17 protein-coding genes are annotated in these 23,815 nt (G+C 47.3%); 3 read left to right on the plus strand and 14 right to left on the minus strand.

Annotation, left to right across the window (positions count from 1 at the left end; genetic code table 11):
• Positions 1-3: 3 nt before the first annotated feature.
• The 3 genes from T456_RS0116205 to T456_RS0116215 all read right to left on the minus strand — a co-directional run bounded on the left by T456_RS0116205 (position 4) and on the right by T456_RS0116215 (position 4,920).
• A complete protein-coding gene (locus T456_RS0116205) occupies positions 4-1,641 on the minus strand; it encodes a GGDEF domain-containing protein (RefSeq protein ID WP_024867059.1) in 1,638 nt (545 codons plus the stop codon).
• A 448-nt stretch (positions 1,642-2,089) separates the two neighbouring features.
• Positions 2,090-4,588 (minus strand): ATP-dependent DNA helicase, encoded by a 2,499-nt coding sequence (locus T456_RS0116210; RefSeq protein ID WP_035802268.1) that lies wholly within the window; start codon positions 4,586-4,588, stop codon positions 2,090-2,092.
• A gap of 92 nt (positions 4,589-4,680) precedes the next feature.
• Positions 4,681-4,920 (minus strand): HPr family phosphocarrier protein, encoded by a 240-nt coding sequence (locus tag T456_RS0116215; protein ID WP_081749129.1) that lies wholly within the window; start codon positions 4,918-4,920, stop codon positions 4,681-4,683.
• A gap of 213 nt (positions 4,921-5,133) precedes the next feature.
• On the opposite strand from T456_RS0116215, the gene asnA reads away from it, so the two are divergent.
• Both asnA and hflX read left to right on the plus strand, forming a co-directional pair.
• Positions 5,134-6,144, plus strand: a complete 1,011-nt coding sequence (gene asnA, locus T456_RS0116220) for an aspartate--ammonia ligase (protein ID WP_024867062.1) — start codon at positions 5,134-5,136, stop codon at positions 6,142-6,144.
• On the plus strand, positions 6,144-7,472 hold the full coding sequence (gene hflX, locus T456_RS0116225; protein ID WP_035802270.1) for a GTPase HflX: 1,329 nt from the start codon (positions 6,144-6,146) through the stop codon (positions 7,470-7,472). The genes asnA and hflX overlap by 1 nt, the downstream gene beginning before the upstream one ends.
• Before the next feature lie 211 nt (positions 7,473-7,683).
• Here the strand turns inward: hflX and clpB are convergent, their stop codons facing one another.
• From clpB to tig, 7 genes are all read right to left on the minus strand, one after another.
• The gene (gene clpB, locus T456_RS0116230; protein WP_024867064.1) at positions 7,684-10,278 is read right to left on the minus strand and encodes an ATP-dependent chaperone ClpB; all 2,595 of its coding nucleotides are present in this window, start codon (positions 10,276-10,278) and stop codon (positions 7,684-7,686) included.
• 224 nt (positions 10,279-10,502) lie between these two features.
• Positions 10,503-11,153: an HdeD family acid-resistance protein gene (locus T456_RS0116235; RefSeq protein WP_024867065.1), complete on the minus strand. Its 651-nt coding sequence runs from the start codon at positions 11,151-11,153 to the stop codon at positions 10,503-10,505.
• Positions 11,150-11,758, minus strand: a complete 609-nt coding sequence (gene yihA / locus T456_RS0116240; RefSeq protein WP_024867066.1) for a ribosome biogenesis GTP-binding protein YihA/YsxC — start codon at positions 11,756-11,758, stop codon at positions 11,150-11,152. Before yihA ends, T456_RS0116235 begins: the two co-directional genes overlap by 4 nt.
• A 283-nt stretch (positions 11,759-12,041) precedes the next feature.
• On the minus strand, positions 12,042-13,514 hold the full coding sequence (locus T456_RS0116245; protein ID WP_024864352.1) for an ISLre2 family transposase: 1,473 nt from the start codon (positions 13,512-13,514) through the stop codon (positions 12,042-12,044).
• Between the two features lie 271 nt (positions 13,515-13,785).
• Positions 13,786-15,054 carry an ATP-dependent Clp protease ATP-binding subunit ClpX gene (gene clpX / locus T456_RS0116250; RefSeq protein ID WP_024867067.1) on the minus strand — a complete coding sequence of 423 codons (1,269 nt, stop codon included), beginning with the start codon at positions 15,052-15,054 and terminating at the stop codon, positions 13,786-13,788.
• A gap of 19 nt (positions 15,055-15,073) precedes the next feature.
• A complete protein-coding gene (gene clpP / locus T456_RS0116255; protein WP_024867068.1) occupies positions 15,074-15,673 on the minus strand; it encodes an ATP-dependent Clp endopeptidase proteolytic subunit ClpP in 600 nt (199 codons plus the stop codon).
• Between the two features lie 115 nt (positions 15,674-15,788).
• A complete protein-coding gene (gene tig / locus T456_RS0116260) occupies positions 15,789-17,243 on the minus strand; it encodes a trigger factor (RefSeq protein ID WP_024867069.1) in 1,455 nt (484 codons plus the stop codon).
• A 315-nt stretch (positions 17,244-17,558) separates the two neighbouring features.
• On the opposite strand from tig, the gene T456_RS0116265 reads away from it, so the two are divergent.
• A complete protein-coding gene (locus T456_RS0116265; RefSeq protein WP_024867070.1) occupies positions 17,559-19,577 on the plus strand; it encodes a methyl-accepting chemotaxis protein in 2,019 nt (672 codons plus the stop codon).
• A gap of 85 nt (positions 19,578-19,662) precedes the next feature.
• Here the strand turns inward: T456_RS0116265 and T456_RS0116270 are convergent, their stop codons facing one another.
• The 4 genes from T456_RS0116270 to T456_RS0116285 form a co-directional block, all read right to left on the minus strand.
• Positions 19,663-20,214 (minus strand): DJ-1 family glyoxalase III, encoded by a 552-nt coding sequence (locus tag T456_RS0116270; RefSeq protein ID WP_024867071.1) that lies wholly within the window; start codon positions 20,212-20,214, stop codon positions 19,663-19,665.
• A 26-nt stretch (positions 20,215-20,240) separates the two neighbouring features.
• Complete coding sequence (locus tag T456_RS0116275; protein WP_024867072.1) at positions 20,241-22,502, minus strand: glycoside hydrolase family 3 C-terminal domain-containing protein; 2,262 nt, start codon at positions 22,500-22,502, stop codon at positions 20,241-20,243.
• A 49-nt stretch (positions 22,503-22,551) separates the two neighbouring features.
• Positions 22,552-23,334, minus strand: coding sequence for an HAD family hydrolase (locus T456_RS0116280; RefSeq protein WP_024867073.1), 783 nt, complete (start codon positions 23,332-23,334; stop codon positions 22,552-22,554).
• 114 nt (positions 23,335-23,448) lie between these two features.
• Entirely contained in the window at positions 23,449-23,697 is a 249-nt protein-coding gene (locus T456_RS0116285) for a hypothetical protein (protein WP_024867074.1), read from the minus strand.
• Between the last annotated feature and the right edge of the window lie 118 nt (positions 23,698-23,815).

Here is a 23,815-nt window from a genome sequence, read left to right on the forward strand (position 1 = left end):
GTATCAGCTGTGCTGTGCTTTATCCAGTGACTTCTTGGAGATCACTGCATCATGAAGCAGCACCACTTCACCCTTCTTATGATCTTTTACCTCGTAAAGCGCATTATCTGCGGCATACATGTAATCCCAAAGCTTGTTGTTCTCCTTGGGTACTGAATTTCTTATTCCCTGTGAAATGGTAACATATCCCACCTCACGGTTACGGTCACTTCGGATCTTGAAGCCGGCCACCTGATTGCGGAGGCCCATTGCGAAACTCATGATCTGCTCATCAGTCATATCTTCATATATAATGACAAATTCGTCTCCGCCGTATCTGAAAGCATGGATTCCTTCATTGCTGCGGCACAGGGCGATAATGGAATCAGCTATCCTCTTAAGGCACTGGTCACCTGCCTGATGCCCATAGGTATCATTATAATATTTGAAGTTATCCACATCAAGAAGTTCCACAGCCAGTGAATACTTGCCCGCATAGGCCTTCTCAAAGGCCGCCTCTGCGAACTTATTGAGGCTGTATCTGTTGCCAAGTCCGGTAAGTGAGTCTGTCTCAGCCTGCTTCTGCAGCACTGAGTTCTCCTTTTCTATGACAGCCAGCCTGTTCCTCATATTTAAAAAGAACTTGTGGTTGGCGATACTCTCTTTTTCCTGCTCCATGGAAGCTGTAAAGAATTCCTCGTAAGCCTTGGCTTTCTTGTCTTCCTTGCCCATCTTCTCATAAAACTCTATCTTAAGCTTGGCATAGCCCTTCTTCAGATTGGGGATGTTGAGTTCGGTCAGCGAGATCTCAATGTTCTTGATGATCCTCGTGACCTCTCCGACTCGTCCGACCCCCATGAGGAAGCGGCACACGCCAAAGGTGTCTTCCATACCGTCCAGGGGGATCTTGTCATTCTGAAGTGTCACGGAAAGCATATCCGCATACTTTTCAAAAAGATCCATCTCCCCGAGATAATAGAATCCTCTCATTAAAATATCCAGAACCGGAAGATCAAGGAAGTATTCCCTGCTCACAGCCCTGTCCTGTTCCAGCTGGTTGATGCCCTGAAGGCACTTCTCCACGGAATCCTTCTTATCAAGAAGTATGTAGCAATCCGCCTGGAAGCAATAGCAATAAAGAAGGTTTCTGAAGTACAGACTGTCCTTCTTGTTGCGGCGTATTCCTTTATATGCCGCCCTGATATGTGCCAGTGCGGATTTGATGTCTCCGTTGTCGAAATAGATCTGTCCGATATTGAACTGAAGAAAGCCTGAAATACTGGACTTTGTCGGCATCTCTTCACAATACTTGAGGCCTGTCAGATAGAAATCCAGTGCAAGCTCGGGATTGCCGTGGCTCAAAGCATCAATTCCCAGAAGGTTGTAGCATCTGGCCAGGTGCTCCAAATCACCGCAGGTCTGCAAAAGCTCGATGGCTTTCAGCAGATTAAGATTGAATTTTTTGTTGTCTGTACTTATAAGATAGTAAGCATCCGCAAGGTAATAATAAGCATATCCCAGAAGCTGGGTATCGCCCTCATCCTTGGCCTTGCGAAGGAGCTGATTGCAGGTCCCGATAAGATTTGGAGACAACTGCGCACGTTCCGTCAGCATTTTGCTGTTAAGTTCAGTGATTTCCCGACCGTAATCTTCTATATTCATACACCGTCTCCAAATTACTCTCTCCCAAAACTAATATTCAATATTTTACATCAACAACAGGAAGCTATCAAGGAAGAAGTATAATTAGTGCAAAGTCGCATAGATACTGGGTTTCACGTGCTTTTATGACATGTGCGTCGTTTAATATTTTAGTTTACATAATGTCATTAACCTTTCCGGTCATTAGCCTGTTTTTAAAGTTAATCCACAGTTCTTTTATCAGCATATTTAAATGCCCTATTTATGCGGTGTCCGAAAGTATGTTCTTCGAATAATCCCCAATTTCCACAGAGTTATCCACATGACGCCTCCGTCATTAAAAGCCAACTTTCATATCATTTGTCTGTATATTTAGCTAATTGTTGGACAGTTTCGAACATTTTTGTTGTTTTTGTGGTTTACATAAATTTCTCTTTGTCAGTATTATGTCAACCTCATATTATGTTTTTTATGATTTTCCGGGTTTTTTACCGGTATTTTCTCCAAGTTTTTCGCTCCAGAACTGGGATACAGCAGTTTTGACCGTATCGGTCGAAATTCGTCTGCAATCTCTCCATTCTCTGGGGAAAAGAGACCTGTAACCCGCCTGGGTAAAGCGATCGTCAAGAAGTGCAGCCACTCCCAGATCGTCCTCGGTCCTTATTACCCTTCCCGCAGCCTGAAGCACCTTGTTCATTCCGGGGAATCTGTATGCATAATCAAATCCATCCACGCCTGTATCATCAAAATAAGCCCTGAGTATCTCCCTTTCATTGCACACCTGAGGTACTCCCGGTCCTACAACGATAACTCCTATAAGGCTGTCGTTCTTTAGGTCGATTCCCTCGCTGAATATTCCGCCCATAACGCAGAATCCGATAACGCTCTTGTCTTCCACCACTTCCACATCCATATTGATGATCTTTGAAAGGTCAAGATCGTTTCCGGAGCTGAATCGGCTGAGGAAATTCTCCCTGTCCTCCTCGGTCATGTAGCTGTTCTGGGCAAGGACGGTTACCTTATCTGAGTCGTTAAATTCTGCCTCATACACATCAAGGACCTCCTCAAGGAACTGATGGGAAGGGAAGAATACCAGGTAATTTCCGGCTCTTGCGCTTACGATCTTGTCGATATATCCCGCCACATTCAGGTATTGCTTCTCATCTCTTTTTGAATACCTGCTGGTAACATCGGTTCCTATAAAGATTCCCAGTCTTGTGGGATCAAAAATGGATTTGGCATATATCTCAAAGTCCTCATTGTCCCCTCCAAGGAGCTTCTTATAATACTGGATCGGAAGGATCGTTGCCGAAAACAGTATTGTCGATATGCCTCTGGCCATGCAGGCCGCAAGGTTCCTTGACGGATCCACGCAGAACAGTCGGACCAGAAAGCTTCCGTCATCGGCATATTCGCCGTAGGTCACGTAATGGTCATCCGCCATGTCATATATGACAAGGAATCTGTGGACATCAAAATAAAACTGCAGTATCTCTTCCCTGCAGGGCCCTTCATTATGGTCCTCCAGATATTCCGAGATCACGGCTGAGAGCCTGTCCATGGCAGTTACAAGCTTCTCTATGGAGTCATATACCTCCATATCATCACAGCCGCGCTTAAGCTCCAGCATTGCGTTATTGCACTTATCAAGATGTGCCGCGATCCTGGGGTGGAACTCCTTAACCGTCTTTTTAAGCTCCAAGAAGCTCTCCTTACGGATCGTCGCACTGTACATGTCCCTTCCACGGTCCACAAGGTTATGGGCCTCATCCACAAGGAAGATATAATCTCTGCCCGTTCCTCCGTCCCCGAAGAAGCGCCTTAAATACACGAAGGGGTCAAAGACATAGTTATAGTCGCAGATAACCGCATCCGCCCAAAGGCTCATGTCCAGCGACATCTCAAAGGGGCACACCCGGTGCTTCTGCGCATACTCCACCACTTTGTCCCGGTCAAAAGAGTCTTCATGAGTCAGAAGGTCGAATATGGCGTCATTGATCCTGTCGTAGTGGCCTTTTGCGTAGGGACAGGCCACAGGATTGCACTTCCTTGTCTCCTCATCGATGAAGCAGACCTTGTCCTTGGCGGTTATGGTAACCGTCTTCATCTTCAGATTCTCTTTTGCCCGTAAAATATCAAAAGCCTCCTCAGCCACTGTTCTGGCTATGGTCTTGGCTGTCAGGTAAAAGATCTTGCTTGTCTTGCCCTCTCCCATGGCCTTTACTGCGGGAAAAACCGTCGTAATGGTCTTGCCTGTACCTGTGGGAGCCTCAAGGAACAGTTTCTTCTTATGTATAAAGGTCCTGTAAACTGCTGCCGCCAGCTCTTTTTGCCCCTCCCTGTAAGAGAACGGGAACTGCACCTTCTTGATGGAGTCGGTTCTTGTAAGGGCCCAGTTGTACTCAAAGTCGGCCCATTTCCTGTATTTCTCCAGAAGGTCCCCAAACCAGCCCACAATCTCGTCGTAGGTGAGGGTCTGGTCAAAATATCTCTTTTCCTCGGTATCCATGTTGCAGTAAGTTATGCGGATGTCAACCTCGGGATAATGCCTGTCAATAAGGTACATGGCCCCGTAGCACTTGGCCTGGGCAAGGTGTACCTCCACGGGCTCTTTCATCTTGGCAAGTTCCCTGTAAGTCCCTTTGATCTCGTCTATCATGGGTGCGTATCTGGTCCCGGGCAAAAAAGAATTCTGCTGCACTTCAAGGCTTGTATGGCTCTCATTCATGTGCTTGTCCAGGATTCCGTCCGCTCTGCCCTCTATGGTAAGGTCGTAGTTCTCATAGGATTTGGTATAGCTTAGCGGGTATTCAGCGTGATAATCCGGTCCCATGCTCTTTTGGATCATGCGGTGGATCCTGCCGCCCTCCTGCATTGCATCGGGGCCACCCTGATGTATTCTGTTATCAATGTCTCCTGACCTTAAAATGAACTCCACAAGGCCACGGACTGACAGTTTAATTTCCATAGTTTCTCCAAGCAGCGTACTAAAGTGTGTAAAAAAGACTCCCTATGATTATATCATAGAGAGCCTTTGTCAATTCATCTCATTATATTGTATCAGCCTGCTACCTGAATTCCCTCAAGGTACTGCTCGAAGTTCTTGTCATAGCCGCTGTATTCTACTGTAAGCTGTCTGGTCAGATCCAGTCCGAATACGCCCAGGATTGACTTGGCATCAACAACATACCTGTTATAGTATATATCAACGTCAAAATCACATTTTGTAGCAGCATTTACGAAGCTCTCGACCTGATTGGGATTCAGCTTAATATGCTTTTTGATAATGTTTCCTAACATAATATAACTCCTCTAACCTAAATAAAAAAATAAATAGTACCGGTAAACACGAAAACGTTTTCGTATTTGAATAATATAATCTAATTATGTGTCTATTTTGTGAAAAAGTAAGGTAGAAAATGTGATAAAGAGGTATCATTTTTTCCTTGCAATATTGGCGAAAAAGTAATTAAATGTAGAATAGAATATTTTTAAAGGAAAGTGGCTTATTATATGGAAAATCTCAAGATACCCAAGAACTACAAATCGGCTCTTGACCTCCACGACACACAGGTCGGAATCAAGACCGTCAAGGACTTCTTCCAGGGAATGCTGTCCACAAGGCTTAATCTCCAGCGTGTGACCGCTCCTTTGTTTGTAACTCCCGAGTCAGGACTTAACGACAACTTAAACGGTGTGGAGAGGCCTGTTTCTTTTGACATTCTCAATGAGAACGAGCGCCCTGCCGAAGTTGTACACTCTCTTGCAAAATGGAAGAGATACGCCCTCAAGAAATACGGCTTCAATGTCGGCGAAGGTCTTTATACCGATATGAACGCCATCCGCAGGGATGAAGTTCCCGACAATATCCATTCGATCTTTGTTGATCAGTGGGACTGGGAAAAGGTCATCAACAAGGAAGATCGAAACGTTGATTTCCTCAAGGAGACCGTCAAGAACGTCTACAAGGCACTTCGTAAGACAGAGAAATTTCTGTCCATTCAGTACGATTATATAGAAGAGATCCTTCCCGATGAGATCTTTTTTATCACAACACAGGAACTCGAGGATATGTTCCCCGACAACACTCCCAAGGAGAGAGAGTATTTCATCTCCAAAGCCAAGGGCGCTGTATGCATCATGCAGATCGGAGACCTCCTTGCATCAGGTGATAAGCACGACGGAAGAGCTCCCGACTATGATGACTGGCAGCTCAATGCCGACATAATCGTATACTACCCGGTTCTCGATATCGCTCTGGAGCTTTCCAGCATGGGAATCCGTGTAGATGAGGAGTCACTTAAGACTCAGCTTGAAAAGGCAGGCTGCACCGAAAGAGCAGAGCTTCCTTTCCAGAAGGCTATTTTAAACAAGGAACTGCCCTACACCATCGGCGGTGGAATCGGACAGTCCAGGATATGTATGTTCTTCCTCAGAAAAGCCCACATCGGCGAGGTTCAGTGTTCCATCTGGCCCGAGGATATGGTTGAGGAAGCTGTAAAGAACGGAATTCAGATACTTTAATGAAAAACACAATCTACGAAAACATTGAAACCATAGCCCCCATCAGAGCACTTCTGGTGGGGCTTAATATTGGGACGGATGATGCCGAATTCGAAAGGTCCATGGACGAACTCAAGGAGCTTGTTAAGGCTCTGGATCTTGAAGTAGGTCTTACCGTCACCCAGTCTCTTGATACTCCCGACCGCAGCACCTATATCGGCAGCGGTAAGGTCGAGGAGATCAGGGCATCCCTTGATATGTTCGATATCAGCATCGTGATCTTCAACGACAGCCTTTCCCCCATGCAGGTGAGAAACCTTGAAAAAGCCCTGGATACCGAGGTTTTGGACAGAACAGGACTTATACTGCAGATATTTGCAAGGCGTGCCCATACCAGGGAATCAAGGCTCCAGGTAGAATATGCCCAGCTTCAGTACATGCTGCCAAGACTTGCCCACATGAGGACTTCTCTTTCCCGGCAGGGCGGCGGCAGCGGTCGTCTTTCCAACAAGGGTTCCGGTGAGAAGCAGCTTGAGCTTGACAGAAGACGCATTGAGCATCGCATGGCAGAGCTTCGAAGAGAACTTGAACAGGTCGAGAGGGAGCGCGGAACCCAGCGTTCAAGAAGGCTTTCTTCCGGGATTGGAAGGGTCTCACTTGTTGGATATACCAATGCCGGCAAGTCCACCATCATGAACAGTCTCCTAAAGCTTTACGGCTCCGATGATTCCGAGAACAAGATGGTTTTGGAGAAGGATATGCTTTTTGCCACCCTTGATACCACGGTGCGAAAGATTACTCCTCCCGGATCAAGACCCTTTGTAATATCAGACACGGTTGGATTTATCAGCAATCTCCCACACACTCTGGTCAAGGCCTTCAGATCCACCCTTGAAGAAGCCAAGTACGCGGATATACTGCTTGAAGTCATCGATTTCTCCGATCCCGAATACCGCCATCACATGGAGGTCACCAAGGAAACCCTGGTTGAGATCGGCGCCGGTGATATCCCCGTGATCTACGTATTCAATAAATCAGACCTTCTGCAGAAGGAACAGATGGAATCCGGCCAGCTGGTAATGGAAGTGCCCAGGTCCCTGGACGATAGGATCTACATCTGCGCCAAGGCCGATGACAGCATGGACGCCCTGGTGGAACTCATAGAAAAAAGCCTCTCCGGCGGTGAAACCGTGGAGAAGCTCCTTCTGCCCTACTCCCAGGGCGCCATATACAGTTCTCTCGGGGATAAAAAAGCCATTATTTCCACCGAATATCTGCCTGAGGGAATTCTTGTTGAAGCAAGGCTGTCTAAGGCCGAGCTCGCGAAATACGAGGAATATTTGAATTGATGGTTCTGCGATGGCGTGAGACAATTTCACACTTATAAAGTCCTCGGTCCGCCTCAATATTGCCATATAGATAATTTCGGCGGAGAAACCCTATCGTTTCTCCGCCGAAAACTATATTTTTATCAATTTGAGGCCGGAACCATGAATAGCCTCGCTCGGATAAAGGTCACGGCAGCTAATTCCAGCCGATAATCCCAGCCAATACCCTCCTTTATCCGGATACAGCCCGTGCGGTGAGCTCGCCGCCGGCAGCATCAAATTCTATCACGTCTCCGGGCTTTACCCTGTCTTCCAGGATAAGCCTTGCAGACATGGTCTCCACATGCTTCTGGACAAATCTCTTAAGGGGCCTTGCACCGTAAATCGGATCGTAAGCATTGTCTATAACATAGTTTCTTGCAGCCTCTGTGAGCCTTACGCTGATCTCACGGTCCGCAAGACGCTTATTGAGATCATCAACAATAAGTCCGATGATATTTCCGATATTGTCCTTTGTAAGAGGCTTGAACATGATGATCTCGTCCAGTCTGTTAAGGAACTCAGGCCTGAAGTGGTCCTTGAGCTCATCCATGACTTCATTTTCCGCATTCTCATCTATGGTGCCGTCATCTCTGATGCCATCAAGAAGGTTCTGGGCTCCGATATTGGAGGTCATGATAAGGATTGTATTCTTGAAGTCCACAGTCCTTCCCTGGGAATCCGTTACTCGTCCGTCATCCAGTACCTGAAGAAGTACATTGAACACATCAGGGTGAGCCTTTTCTATCTCATCGAAAAGAACTACCGCATAAGGTTTACGTCTTACGGCTTCCGTAAGCTGTCCACCCTCTTCATAGCCAACGTATCCGGGAGGTGCTCCGATGAGCCTGGAGACGCTGAATTTCTCCATATATTCGCTCATGTCGATACGAACCATATTGTTCTCATCGTCAAACAGGGATTGGGCAAGAGTTTTGGCAAGTTCCGTCTTACCTACACCTGTAGGGCCAAGGAACAGGAATGAACCGATAGGCTTACCGGGATCCTTGATACCTGCCTTAGATCTCATGATAGCCTCGGAAACCTTGGATACAGCATCATCCTGGCCTATTACCCTAAGATGAAGCTCATCCTCAAGATGAAGAGTCTTGTTCCTCTCGCTCTCAGTAAGCTTATTTACGGGAATTCCGGTCCATCTGCTGATGATACCGGCAATCTCTTCGTCCGATACTCTCTCGTGTACCAGAGTGCCGTCTCCCTCTTTGTCCCTAGCAGCTTCTTCAGCTTCTTCAAGCTGTTTCTTAAGGGCAGGGAGCTTGCCGTACTGCAGCTCTCCGGCCTTTTCATAGTCGCCGTCTCTCTGGGCAATGGCTATCTCGGAATTTATGGTATCTATCTGTTCTCTCATGGCTGCAAGTTTATCCACAGCCTCTTTTTCATTGGACCACTGAGCCTTGCGGGCATCAAAATCCTCCTTGAGATCTGCAAGCTCTTTCTGAAGGTTGGCAAGACGCTCCTTGCTAAGAGAATCGTCCTCCTTCTTAAGAGCCGCCTCCTCTATCTGCATCTGCATGATCTTACGGTTCAGCTCATCCAGCTCTGCAGGCATGGAATCCATCTCGGTCTTGATAAGGGCGCAAGCCTCATCTACAAGGTCGATGGCCTTATCCGGAAGGAACCTGTCGGATATATACCTGTTTGAAAGAACCGCAGCACTTACAAGGGCACTGTCCATGATCTTAACACCATGGAATACCTCGTATCTCTCCTTGAGGCCACGAAGGATACTGATGGTATCCTCAACAGTGGGCTCATCCACCATAACAGGCTGGAAACGTCTCTCCAGAGCCGCATCCTTCTCAATGTACTTCCTGTACTCATTAAGAGTTGTGGCGCCGATACAGTGGAGCTCACCCCTTGCAAGCATAGGCTTTAGCATATTGCCTGCGTCCATGGCACCATCAGTTTTGCCGGCACCGACAATAAGGTGCAGCTCATCGATAAAGAGGATGATCTCGCCGTCGGACCCCTTAACGTCCTCAAGAACAGCTTTCAGTCTTTCTTCAAACTCGCCTCTGTACTTGGCTCCCGCAACCAGAGCTCCCATATCAAGAGAAAATATCTTCTTATCCTTAAGGGCTGTGGGAACATCTCCGCTGGCAATACGCTGGGCCAGTGCCTCTACAACGGCAGTTTTGCCGACACCGGGCTCGCCGATAAGAACAGGATTGTTCTTGGTCTTCCTGGACAGGATTCTGATAACGTTACGGATCTCGGTATCCCTTCCGATTACAGGATCAAGCTTCTGACGCTTAGCCTTCTCCACCAGCTCTGTTCCGTATTTGTTGAGGGTATCATAGGTAGCCTCGGGATTGTCCGTAGTTACATTCCTGTTGCCTCGAACCTCGGAAAGCACCTGAAGGAAACGGTTCCTGTCAATGCCAAAAGAGCTGAGAATCTCCTTGACCTCTCTGTTGGGATGACGGATCACGCCAAGAAGCAGATGCTCCACAGATACATACTCATCTCCAAGAGCCCTGGCCTCATCCTCAGCAGACAGAAGTGCCTTGTTAAGGTCTGCCCCAAGATACGGCTTACCGCCCTGAACCTTGGTGCGCTTTCTGATGGCTTCCTCAATCCTGGATAAAAAGACATCGCGATCTATGCCCATCTTCTCGATAAGCCTGGCGATAAGACTGTCTTCTATGGTCATGAGGGCATACAGTAGATGCTCCTGTTCAATTTCCTGGTTGCCGTAATCAACAGCCACCTTCTCACAGCCGTTGACCGCTTCTATTGATTTCTGGGTAAACTTCTGTATATTCATAAACACTCCTCTCCGCAGCCGGAACCTGCATCAAAACATGCAGTCACAGGCTGCCTTGTGTTTGTTGTTCTACTAAATATATAACACCGATTAGCACTCTTGTCAATAGAGTGCTAATTATCATCCCGGCGCCAGTGCCAATGCAGGCCCGGCGCCCCTATATTCCCTATGTTTTCCCCGCACAAAGAAGGGACAGCCTCCGCTGTCCCCTCCAATGATCTTATTTATTTCTTGCTGTCTTCCTCTTCCTCATCCAGTTCCCTGTACTCACCTTCAATATAATCCCCATCAGGGTCTGAATAGGACATCTTGCTGTCCTCATATTCATCCTGGAGTTTACCGGCCTTTATGGCGCAGAAGGAAGTCCAAAGGTTTGTAACACCGGTAAATATAAGGATGCCGCCGATCAGCTTAATTGTGATTATGTTGGCAGCGTTTGGATTTGTGATGATGTAAAGTCCGATCAGTATGGTGATCACCGCAAATACTACCGAAACCCACCAGAGTTTAAAGAGCATATATATGGTAAGATATCTGCAGTGAATCAGGTGAACCAGTCCAATGATCAGCACAAACACGCCGAACATTGTGGGCACAAACTCTGTAAGCGGCCCCGGAACCAGGAAAATCCATCCTCCGATAACTGCTATGAGAAGTCCGAAGGCGCTCTTCCAGGGGTCTGACACCAGCTTCTCCTTTTTAAAGAAGTATGCCACGAAGAAAACCAGGCCTACCACTAATATCAGTACTCCCAAAGCCTTGGCGATAAAAGTGATACTAGCTTCGGGCCAGAAAATAAACAGCGCTCCCACCGCGATCATGGACAGAGACTGGATCACATAGTCCATTCTAAGATGCTTAAGTCCGCTTTTCATTCTTCCTGATCCTCCTCACCCTCTGCAAGTATGGAATCCATAAGCTCGTATATCTCATCCCTTCCGGTCTTCTTAAGTGCAGAATACGGATAGATCCTCACTTCTTCCGGAAGTCCAAGTCCCGCACGGATCATGCCAAGATGCTTCTCCATCTGGGAAGGTTTGATCTTATCTGCCTTGGTGGCAATGATAACCGGCTGGAATCCCTGATGAACGATCCACTTATACATCTGCACATCGTTGGCGGAAGGATCATGTCTTATATCTATCAGCAAAAAGACCCTTCTAAGCTGCCTTGAGGTGTGAAGATAATTCTCGATCATCTTTCCCCACTGCTGCCTGGTCTTCTCGGAAACCCTTGCAAAGCCGTATCCGGGAAGATCCACCAGATAGAATTCATTGTTGATATTGTAGTAATTTATAGTCTGGGTTTTACCCGGCTCCTGAGATGTCCTGGCGTAGTTCTTGCGGTTCATAAGACCATTAATAAGGGAGCTTTTTCCCACATTACTCTTGCCTGCAAAGGCCAGCTCCGGCATAGTATTATCCGGCAATGTACTGGTAATTCCGCATACCGTTTCAAGATTTACATTCTTTATAACCATAGATCACGATTCCTTTCTGTGTTATCTAATTTTACCACTATCCTATGCAGTATGTCATCCGCCCCGCCCTTTCGGGACGGCGTAAATTTACTGTAGGATTCGAAAGGGTAGATTGCCCCTGTGATCAGTTCAGATGTTCAAACCTTACTCATTATAGCGCCTGGTTGGAGGACAGTTCAAGGCTGTCATTCTAATCCTTGGTCTGTAGTCAAGCAGATCAAGGATAGGTGTGCGCTCTGGCGCACTTTATTCAAAGGCAGAGGCGTCAGCCTCTGGCTTCCTTTTAGAACAGTTTCCAGATGTAGTTATGCATTCCGATGCTCATCCACTTCTTCAGCTCTGAACTAAGCTCTACCTGTATGCTATCGACATACTTTCCCCACGCCGGATGGGAATACTGTTTTTCTCTTACATGCGCTACTACAGTCTCTACTTCTTCTGCCCCAGCAGCCTTAGGCATTACTGTCTTCTGGTAACGCACAAGTTCCAGCATATCCCTTTTGTTCCATGTATAGGCACTGAGTCTTGCCATCTTATCAGCGCCTTTTCGACTCCAGCCCATTGGAGTCATGCTCATTCTTTTTGACAGGACATGACTGACATGACCTTCAGTACTACATCCAGGAATCCTCCTGTATCTAAGCCTTGTCTTGGCTGCAGACCAGTTATCAAGTATATAATCAGCGCCTTCTTGCACACGTTTCATTTCCTTGTCGTTTGAGGCATGATATTCAAGCATATCTACCACAGACAGGAAATCTTCCTTACTTCCATCCTTGATCATTTCACAGAGAAGCTTTCTGGCATCATCAGCACTATCCATCAAATGGTTTGTCATCTTTATCAGGTATTTTTTGAGGTGGAACTCGTCCATCACATATGTGATGCCACTTATCCTTTTTCCCCCAGCCTTAATCCAGGCTCCACCATCTGCTCCTAGGTATATCCTCTTTATGCTGCTTATGTCATAGTTGTTGTCAATATATGTGTAGACTTCATCCCAGAGTTCACTGTTTGCTTTGCCTTCATAAGAACCACAGAAGAAATGGGCATTAACAAGGTGATGTCTTGTACTCTTGGGAGCATCCTTTTCAATGCCCTCATGAACATAGATAAGCTTGTTTATCATTCCATTGAGTTTTCTTCCATACTGGTTGACCTGGAGATCCCCCTTTTCCTTCTGGAACTGAAGCGACACATGATCTTCATCAGCCTCTATATACAGATACTCAACCTTGCGTTTTCTGCCTCTTCTTTTCTGTTCCTTGGGGAACTCGAGAGCATGTATCTTATCCTTTACAGTCTCTTTGCTGACCTCATCAAGGATGCTTGCTGCTTGTCCACCTTTACGATAAGAGGTCTGAACGCTCTCTGATAAGAGCTGTGCTATGGCATCTTCTGACATCCTTTCATGAGGGTCAAATGAAAGCATGTCATCCAGTAGATATCTGCGTTCTCCAGTCACCTTGTTCTTAAACAGTGTCTTGGAAAACATAACCTTTCCAATTGAGGTGATAAGAGACTTCTCGTCAGTCCTTACCACTTCCCATCTTTCCTTTCTCACAGGACTGTCTTTTAATATCTGGTTGCAGGTTGTAAGGGTTTCAGAAATGTAATCCAACGCCATCTGAAGCGCTTCATTCCTGACCTTGTATATGAAACCTGCAAAGTCTCTCGGATCCTCTGAAAAATCTTTTGATGCCTTCTGAAGATTTGGTACTCCATTCTCAATAAAATGCTGTATACTATTTAACACAAGGGGACTCCTCCGTTTGGTTATTTTGGCTTGGACACCGTAAATAACTATATCACGAAGGAAATCCCCTTTTTCAATTAATCCTACAAAAACTTTACGCTAGCCCCTTTCGGCGGCTACTCATGGCCATATAGGCTCATTCTCGGCCGCAGAACGCCGCCCTCCAAGCCGCGTAAAAAACCGCCCTGCAATCCATTGCAGAGCGGCATAAAAGTCTTCTGATATCCCGTATTTGAACGGCTTTATCACTTCATTGGCTTGAGCAGCCTTATCACTTCGCGGGTTTGAGCTTCTTGGGTTCCTTGCCGCGCACGATAAGGGGCTGGCTGGTGCCGTCTACGGATGCCTCAGTGATGACACACTCGGTGATGGTCTCATCTGTAGGAATCTCGTACATAACATCCATCATAGCCTTTTCCATAATGGAACGAAGGCCTCTGGCTCCGGTCTCTCTCTCGTAAGCCATGGATGCGATCCTCTGAACAGCCTCATCCTCGAAGGTAAGCTTTACATCGTCGAAATCAAAGAGCTTCTGATACTGCTTAACAAGAGCATTCTTGGGCTCTGTAAGGATCTTGACAAGAGCTTCCTTGGAAAGCCCTTCAAGGGTAACGGTGATGGGCACACGGCCTACAAACTCAGGGATAAGTCCGAATTTAACCAGATCCTGAGGTGTTACCTCTTTTAATACTTCTCCGATCTCTCTCTCGGACTTGTCTGCGATCTCAGCATTAAATCCGATGGAGTTGCGGTCAAGTCTTGCCTCAACGATCTTCTCAAGGCCATCAAAGGCTCCTCCGCAGATAAAGAGGATGTTGCTGGTGTCGATCTGGATAAGCTCCTGATGAGGGTGCTTACGACCGCCCTGAGGGGGAACACTGGCAACAGTGCCTTCAACGATCTTAAGAAGTGCCTGCTGAACGCCTTCACCCGAAACATCACGGGTAATGGATACGTTCTCGCTCTTCTTGGTTATCTTATCGATTTCGTCGATGTAGACGATACCGAACTGTGCTCTCTCAATGTCGTAATCCGCATTCTGGATAAGCTTAAGAAGGATGTTCTCAACGTCCTCACCCACATAGCCTGCCTCGGTAAGTGTGGTGGCATCTGCGATAGCGAAGGGCACGTTGATGATCTTGGCCAGGGTCTGCGCAAGATAGGTCTTACCTGAACCTGTGGGGCCAACCATGATGATATTGCTCTTCTGAAGCTCTACATCATTCTTGTCATCACTCTTGGGTGCCAGAACACGCTTATAGTGGTTATATACGGATACAGCCAGAACCTTCTTAGCCTCTTCCTGACCAATTACATACTCATCAAGGAAATTTCTGATCTCAACGGGCTTAAGCAGGTTGATCTGCTGAGCCTTGCCCTGGAGGGGCTCATCTTCGAATTCTTCCTCAATGATGTCAGCGCATATATCCACGCACTCATCGCAGATATAAACCCCTGCGGGGCCTGCGATAAGCTTTTTTACCTGATCCTGTGTCTTATTGCAAAAAGAGCACCTGATCTCTCCGGAATTCTTTGCCATTTTTTCTCCTTAAAACTGATTATTTATCTTCCTTCTTGGGACGATTCTCAACGATTGAATCGATAAGTCCGTAGTCGAGGGCTTCCTGAGCGCTCATCCAGTTGTCGCGCTCTGTATCAAGACATACCTGCTCGTAAGGCTTGCCGGTGTTCTGAGCCAGCATTCTGTTGAGCTTCTCCTTGGTCTTGATGATGTGCTTTGCAGCAATCTCGATCTCTGTAGCCTGACCCTGTGTTCCGCCAAGAGGCTGATGGATCATGATCTCGGCATTGGGAAGAGCCATTCTCTTGCCCTTTGCACCGCCTGCCAGAAGGAAAGCTCCCATGCTGGCTGCCATACCGATGCAGATTGTGCTTACATCGCACTTGATATAATTCATGGTGTCATAGATAGCCATACCGGATGTGATCTCTCCTCCGGGGCTGTTGATGTACATGTGGATGTCCTTATTGGGATCCTCTGCCTCCAGGAAAAGAAGCTGTGCAACAACTATACTTGCTGATGTGGAATTTACTTCCTCTCCAAGGAATACTATTCTCTCTTTTAACAGCCTGGAATAAATATCGTAAGATCTCTCGCCGCGGCTGGTCTGTTCAATGACGTAAGGTATTAAACTCATCTTGCTTACACTCCTTTATAAAAATAGTGTGGTTGCGTTATATACATACACAACCACACTATATTATAAGCTAAATCATGCTAATTTAAAAGACTTTTGCACAATTAAATAATTATTACTCTTCGTCAGTCTTTTTCTTTCTTGTTGTCTTCTTGGGTTTCTCTTCGCCTTCAGCCTCTGCCTCAGCCTTCTTGGTGGTCTTTCTGGCAGTTGTCTTCTTGGGCTTCTCCTCGCCTTCAGCAGCCTCGGCCTTCTTAGTTGCCTTCTTGGCTGTCTTCTTGGCGCCTGTCTCCTTTGCATTCTCTACAAGGAAATCTGCTGCCTTCTGAACTGCAAGGTCTTCCTTGAGCTGCTTCTTCTCAGCATCGGACATCATCTCTTTAAGCTTCTCAACGTCCATTCTATACTGGTGAGCCATGCTCTCGATCTCAGCATCAACATCTGCATCTGAAACCTCGATCTTCTCAGCTGCTGCAACGGCCTCAAGAACAAGTCTTGACTTGATTCTCTCGATAGCCTGAGGCTTAACCTGCTCAAGCATCTTGTCTACAGTGTTGCCTGTATACTGAAGATACTGATCCATGTTCATGCCCTGCATCTGAAGTCTCTGTGCAAACTCATTGAAGATCTGTCTCTGCTGTGTCTCGATCATAGCCTCGGGAAGATCCATATCGGCATCCTCGATGGCTGCTCTTACAACAGCATCCTCTTTCATAGCCTTGGCATCAGCTTCCTTCTTGGCCTGGAGTTTCTTCTTTACATCCTCTTTGAACTCAGCAAGAGTCTCGAACTCTGAAACATCGCTTGCAAACTCATCATTGAGCTCAGGAAGCTCTTTGGCTCTGATGGAGTTGATCTTGCACTTGAAGGTTGCTGCCTTGCCTGCAAGCTCCTCTGCCTGGTACTCCTCAGGGAATGTTACGTTAACATCGCCTTCCTGACCGATCTCAAATCCGATGAGCTGCTCCTCGAATCCGGGGATGAATGATCCGGAACCGATTGTAAGGGGATAATCCTCTCCCTTGCCACCCTGGAATGCTACACCGTCAACAAATCCTTCGAAGTCAAGGTTTACAATGTCGCCGTCCTTTACAGGCCTGTCTGTAACATCAACTGTTCTTGCGTTGGAATTTCTCTGCTTCTCGATCTCGGCATCAACGTCTTCATCAGAAACTTCTACGTCGATCTTCTCAACTTCGATGCCCTTATATTTGCCAAGCTTAACCGGAGGCTTAAGTGCAACTTCTGCAGTAAAGATGAAATCCTTGCCTGCCTCAAGCTGCTCAACATCGATCTTAGGTGAAGAAACTACGTCCTCGCCGCACTCTTCAACAGCCTTAGGATACTCTTCCTCGATAAGCTCATTGGCTGCATCCTCGTAGAAGATCTCCTTGCCGTACATCTTCTCGATAAAGCTGCGGGGAGCCTTACCCTTACGGAATCCGTGAATCTGAATCTTGCCCTTGTTCTTCTGGTAAGCCTTCTCAATAGCCTTCTCAAGCTGTTCAGCGGATGCTGTGATCTTGAGCTTGGCCATGTTGTTATCAAGCTTCTCAACTGTTACGCTCATTTCTATTTCTCCTTCTATCTTATTGCTGCCCTGAAACGGGCTAACTTGCGTAGTTTAACTGCCCATCCGGGCACAGTCGCTTAAAGATTATAGCACAATTAAATATACATTTCCATATGTTTTTTCCTAATAAAAGCAAGTAAAAGTTCAGTATTTGACCGTGAACGATATTCAGTCAAAAATTGAATTGCAAAAAATATAAAATATTTATTATATTGCGCGTAAATTTAATCTATTTTTCATAATTGGATGTATAATTTTATGTAGGCGCTTTAATATACAGGCGCCTACCATTATCAGAAACGGAGGCGTGTTATGGCAAAGGAGAAAAAAACAAAAACATCTGAAAGTATTTCATTTTTCGACAGCATTAAGACTAAACTGATTTCCGTAATGCTGCTTGTTGCAATCGTTCCGTTAGTAATAGCTATAATAGTGAGCTATGTAACATCGACAAAAAAGGCTACGGCCGATGCTATCGATGCTCTGGACTGGCAGGCCTGGTACATTGAATCCTCCTTTGAAACCGTGGTTCAGAAAAATATCATAGCCATGCAGGCAATCGCGTCTGCACCTTCTACCAAAACTTTCTATATCAACCCCACAGATCTTACTGCTGCATCCAAGGCTCAGGCATATCTGAATACAGTCGATGCAGCAATCGGCGACGGTAACATCTCTGTTCTTACCGGTGCAGACGGAATGCAGCTGCTGCGTGCTTCCGGAAAGCTGGTTGATGTATCCCAGAGAGAATATTTCAAACAGGCCATGGCAGGAAACTGCTATGTATCTGACGTTATAACTTCAGCATCCACAGGAGCAAGACAGGCCACAATCGTTGCTCCCGTATATGCCGATGACGGATCGATAGTAGGTATGGTCCAGCGTAACTACAGCATGGATGCACTTCACGAGCTCATTGCTGCAGAAGCTGAAGATGCTTTCGTATCTGACAGAACAGGTATGGTAGCAGCCATGTCAGCCATGGAGATCACCCCTGAAAACGAAAAAGACATCGACCTCTCAGGCGCTCCCTTCATGAGCGACTCCGGCGAAAGCGGAATGTACCAGCAGACAGCAGGCAACGGCGAGTCCGTGATATGCTGGGTAAGATCCGCTACAACAGGCTATGTTATAGCATGTGCAAGAAGTGTAAAAGAAATTAAATCAACCGCCACATCCGCTGCAGGACTGGTCATCATCATCGGCGTCATACTGGCGATCATTGCCGGAGTTATTTCCTACCTGATGTCAAAAGCATTTACCGACCCTATAGGCGATGTGAACGAATCACTGTCAGCTCTTGCAGACGGAAGGTTCAAGAAGGTTGACAAACATCACACCAGAAAAGATGAATTCGGCGGAATGGTAAAGAGCACCAATACTGTTATCGACAGACTTGGAGAAATCGTATCTCACATCAAGTCCTCCGCTACCGACGTTGGAATTTCATCCGAGGAACTCTCCGATATGGCAAATCAAATCTCACAGACTGCTGAGGACGTATCAAACGCCGTTCAGGAAATTGCCTCCGGTGCAACCCAGCAGGCAGACGAGATTCAGTCCGCATCCGAGAACGTCGGAAGGATTGGCGATGCTGTAGGCGAGGTTCAGACTTCAACCGGAAGTCTTTCCGATCTGGCCAACAAGATGAAGGAAGCATCGGAAGTATCAAGTACCTCCCTTGCATCTTTGCAGGATTCTTCTTCCGAGATGACAGCCAAGATCGATGAGATTTCAAGGACCATCGCAGCTACTCAGGAAGCTGTTACAAATATCAACGACAAGGTAGAGGGAATAGCATCCATTGCAACCCAGACCAACCTGCTTTCACTTAATGCCTCCATCGAGGCCGCAAGAGCAGGCGAGGCAGGAAAAGGATTCGCGGTTGTTGCTGAAGAGATTGGTAAGCTTGCCGATGATTCCAAGGCAATGGCAGACGATATCAGAAAAGAGATGGATGTCCTTCTGGAAGAGTCCAAAGCTGCAGTTCAGGCTGCAGAAGACGTAAAGCAGGGCAACCAGGATCAGCAGATAGCTCTCGGCGAGACTCTGAGTGCCGTAAACGGAATGCTGGGCGACATCAGCAGCACCGTAGGCGGCGTACAGCTCATCTCCGAAGGTGCCGACACCTGCGAATCTTCCAAGAATGCCGTTGTGGACACCATGAGTGCTCTGTCAGCCATTTCCGAAGAGAATGCCGCATCCTCAGAGGAGACCGGTGCTTCAATGCAGGAGCTCTCCGCAACCGTTACTACTCTTGCCGGATCAGCAAACAGCCTGAAGGAAATTGCCGAAAAGCTCAATCAGGAAATGGAATTCTTCAAAGCATAACAAACGCCATTACTATAAAAAAAGCTGTGGGCCTCTCTCCCCGGAGGTCCGCAGCTTTTTTCATTTGGTCAAAAAAGTCATCACTTTACTGTCTGTATACTATCTTGCGGCCCATTTCCTCTGCCGCTTCCTTGCCCTGATAATGCTCTATCATCGCAAGGCCGAAGGGTATTGCCGTTCCCATTCCACGGCTGGTGATGAAGTTGTCACACACAGTAACCTCTGTGGTCTGAACATCTGCACCCTCCAGGTCACCTTCGCATCCCGGGTAGCAGCAGGCTTTTTTGCCCTTTAAAAGCCCTAAACGCCCGTATACGGTAGGCGCTGCACAAATAGCCGCAAGAGTCTTTCCGGCCCCGTTAAAGGCCTTTAAAGCCTCTGTAAGAGGCGCGCAGTTATAAAGGTTTGTGGTGCCGGGCTGTCCACCGGGAAGTATCACCATATCAAGTCCGTCAAAATCGCAGTCCTCAAGCAGCGCATCCGCTGCCACTTCGATGCCGTGGGATCCTGTAACAGCCTTTTTTTCCATGATGGAAAACATGGTTATTTCGATCCCCGCCCTTCTTAAGAGATCAACCACTGTCAGTGCCTCGATCTCCTCAAAACCATCCGCAAGAAATATTCCTGTCTTTGCCATAACTCCCTCCAAATCTAAAATGTCGCTCATCCGTTAAGCTGTTTCAAAAGTCCTTCAAGTGTCTGAGAATCTATAACTCCAAAGCCCACCAGTGCTGTTATGGGCATTTCAAGGAGCATGGCCTTCATCATCTCATCTCCTCCTTCGCCCAGTGCATCCCCGGCTTCCCCGGAATCTGCGTTGCCCATAGCCTGCATATAAGGCCCTAAGATCTTAGCTCCTGTCTCATTCTCAAGGATTTCTCCGATAGGCGTGTAAGGTGTCAGATTAAGAGGCAGCTTTACCGTGCCCTCAACCGCAATCTTCTCTGCGTGCCTTATGTCTGAGGAGGAAGATCCCACCATAACGGTGTACTCTCCGCTCTCCACATAGAAATCATGGATGTCCGTGTTGTAGTAGGCAAAAGAGTCAGCATCAAGAGTAAAGGTCACGGTCTTTATTTCACCGGGCTTAAGCTCCACTTTCTTAAAGCCCTTAAGTTCTTTCATGGGCCTTGACGCTTTGCCGTTATCACAGCTTACATACAGCTGCACTGCCTCTTTTCCCGGATAGCGGCCAACGTTCCATACATCAACGCTGACTTCAAGCTTATCCTTGTCGGTGATGCTATCGGCGCTGACCTTGAAATTGGAGTACTCAAACTCGGTATAGCTAAGGCCGTGTCCGAAGGGGAAAAGAACCGGCATGTGCTTCTTCTCGTAGTATCTGTAGCCGATGTAGATTCCTTCCGCATAAACGGGATTCCCCTTGTCTCCCGGGAAGTTCAGGTAGCTGGGGTTATCGGAAAGCTTAAGGGGATAGGTCTCCGCCAGTTTGCCGGAGGGGTTCACCTCGCCGTAGAGAAGCCTTACCGTGGCCTCTCCCACGCCGTCGCCTCCAAGCTGCACGTCAAGGACAGCATCCACCATGTCGATCCAGGGCATAGCCACCGGAGCGCCGTTATGCATAACTACAACGGTCTTCTTACCAAGCCGGGAAAGCTCCATGATAAGCTTATCCTGTTCAGGCGGAAGATTGATGTCTTTCCTGTCAAAGCCCTCGGACTCGTAGGATGCGGGAAGTCCTGCGAAGATAACGATAACGTCGCAATCTGCGGCAGCTTCCACTGCTTCCTCGCGAAGCCTTAAGCTCGCGCCGGCATCCTTTGTATCATACCCCCGGGCAAAAGAAACATCTTTTCCCGAAGCTGCATCTAAAGCGTTTGAGACATAGGCGCTGTTGATATGGGATGAACCTGAACCCTGATATCTGGGCTTATTTGCAAACTCGCCAACGAAAAGAACCTTGGCATCATCTCTTATGGGCAGAGCCCTTCGCTCGTTCTTAAGAAGTACAGCACTCTCCTCTGAGAGCTTTCTTGCAAATTCGTAGTCTGACTTTCTTGTGGCATCATCAGAGGGACGGGCATCCTTAGCCCTTGACTCCTCTGACCACAGAAGCGCCTCAAGAAGATACTCCACCATGCGGTCTACCTTTGACTCTTCAAGGGTTCCGTCCTCAACCGCAGCGATGATGGTCTTCTCATGGTCATCGCTTCCACCGGGCATCGCAAGGCTAAGCCCTGCCTCAACGCCTTTAACCGGGCCCTTTACTGCGCCCCAGTCGGTGACAACGAAGCCATCAAAGCCCCATTTGTCCCTGAGGACATCTGTGAGCATATATTTATTCTCTGAAAGATATGTTCCGTTAAGCTGATTGTAAGAGCACATGATGGACTTGGGGCGGGCTTCCTTCACCACTACCTCAAAGGCTTTGAGATAGATCTCGTGAAGAGTCCTCTCATCCACCATAGAGCTTCCGCTCATCCTTCTGTATTCCTGATTGTTGGCCGCATAGTGCTTGGGGCAGGCGCATACGCCCTTGGACTGCAGGCCGTTTATATATGATGCCGCAATCTTGCCTGCAAGATAGGGATCCTCTGAATAATACTCAAAGTTCCTGCCGCAGACAGGACTTCTCTTCATGTTGATTCCGGGGCCCAGGAGCATAGCTATATCCTCCCGGACGCATTCGTCTCCAAGCCTCTCTCCCAGTTCTTTTGCCATGTCCGTATCAAAACTCGACGCCACGGAGCTGGCTGTGGGATAGCACACGGTCTTAATGCTCTCGTTAAGGCCCAGGTGGTCGGTAACTCCCTCCTGCTTACGAAGACCATTGGGGCCGTCGCACATCATAAAGGCCTTAAGTCCAAGCCTCTCCACAGCTTTGGTGTGCCAGAAGTCCGCTCCGGACAGTAAAGATGCCTTCTCCTGAAGTGTCATTTTCGAAATCAGTTCCTTAACATCCATATTCAATTCTCCTCATCCTGTAATGAAAAGCCGCTACATATCTATTTTACTAGATTAACCCGAAATGTTTAAGTGCTTTATAGATGCCGTCATTATAAAGATCGTCGGTGACATAATCCGCAAAATCCCTGGTGTTTCCTCTGCTGTTTCCCATGGCCACACCAACTCCCGCAGTCAGGAGCATCTCCTTGTCGTTGATGCTGTCTCCAAAGGCAAAGGTGTTCTTGACATCCTCCCCAAGAAGCTCGCAGACCTTCTCTATGCCTGTGCCCTTGTTAAAGCCCCTGGGTACCATCTCAACCACCCTGGTATCGTGGATCATAAGGTCGTAGATATCGGACAGCTCATCAAAGCACTTTAATCTGTCCTCTTCCGGTACCTCTGTTGCGCAGGAGAGCTTGTGCATCTCCCACTCTCCCCAGCAGTCATCGATGCCCCGAAGCTTATCTCCCATCTCGCGGATGACCTTCTCGCCGAACATATCTCCAAGAAAGTCCTCCGGCTCCATGTAAAGATAGGTGTGTCCTTCGAGAATGGGCTTAAAACCGTACTTTCTTACGGTCTCCACCGTCCTTATGGCATCATCCTTCTCCACAAGCCTGTTGTAAATGACCTTGCCCTCGTGCTCTATCCTGGTGCCGCAGGCAGATACAATGCCGTCAAAGCCGATTCCAAGGAGCTTCTCATTGTGTATGAAAGCCCTTGCCCTTCCGGAGTTCAAGAAGCACTGATGCCCGTTGGCCCTTGCTCTTCTTATGCCCTCTATGGTGCTGTCCGGAATGTCATTTTTGTAATCCCATATCGTTCCGTCTATATCAAAAAATAAAACCACGTCTTCCTCCTGAATTAAAATTTCAATGGTATTCTAACAGAAAAAAGGGACATGTGCCAAACGGCCATGTCCCTTAGTATCCATTCCTCAATATTTAGTTGTTTCTTAGAGACCTTAAGCTCTTATCTTGACGAAAGCTACTGCTTTCCTCTCCTCGTGCTGCTGTGTTCTGCGCACCAGTGTAGCATTGTGGACCTCGTATCCTGACTCGGTTTCCATATCAAGCATGCTTCCTGCTCCCAGAAGATCCAGAGCCTTAAACTTGCCATATGACAGGTTCTGCTCCTTTGCCTTAATAGCATCAGCCATGATCTCGATACAACTCTGGCTCATGCCCTGTCTAACCTTAGCGGAACGTCTCATTATGCAATTCCTCCGTCTCATAAGAAGTTTTATAATGAAATCATTATAGCACCGCTTTGGTATGGTAAATCATTAAAAAACTATGAAATATTCTTTCAAAAGTTTATAGATTTTTTGA

Origin of the sequence: Butyrivibrio sp. FCS014 (assembly GCF_000526935.1) — a bacterium.
Classification (GTDB): domain Bacteria; phylum Bacillota; class Clostridia; order Lachnospirales; family Lachnospiraceae; genus Butyrivibrio.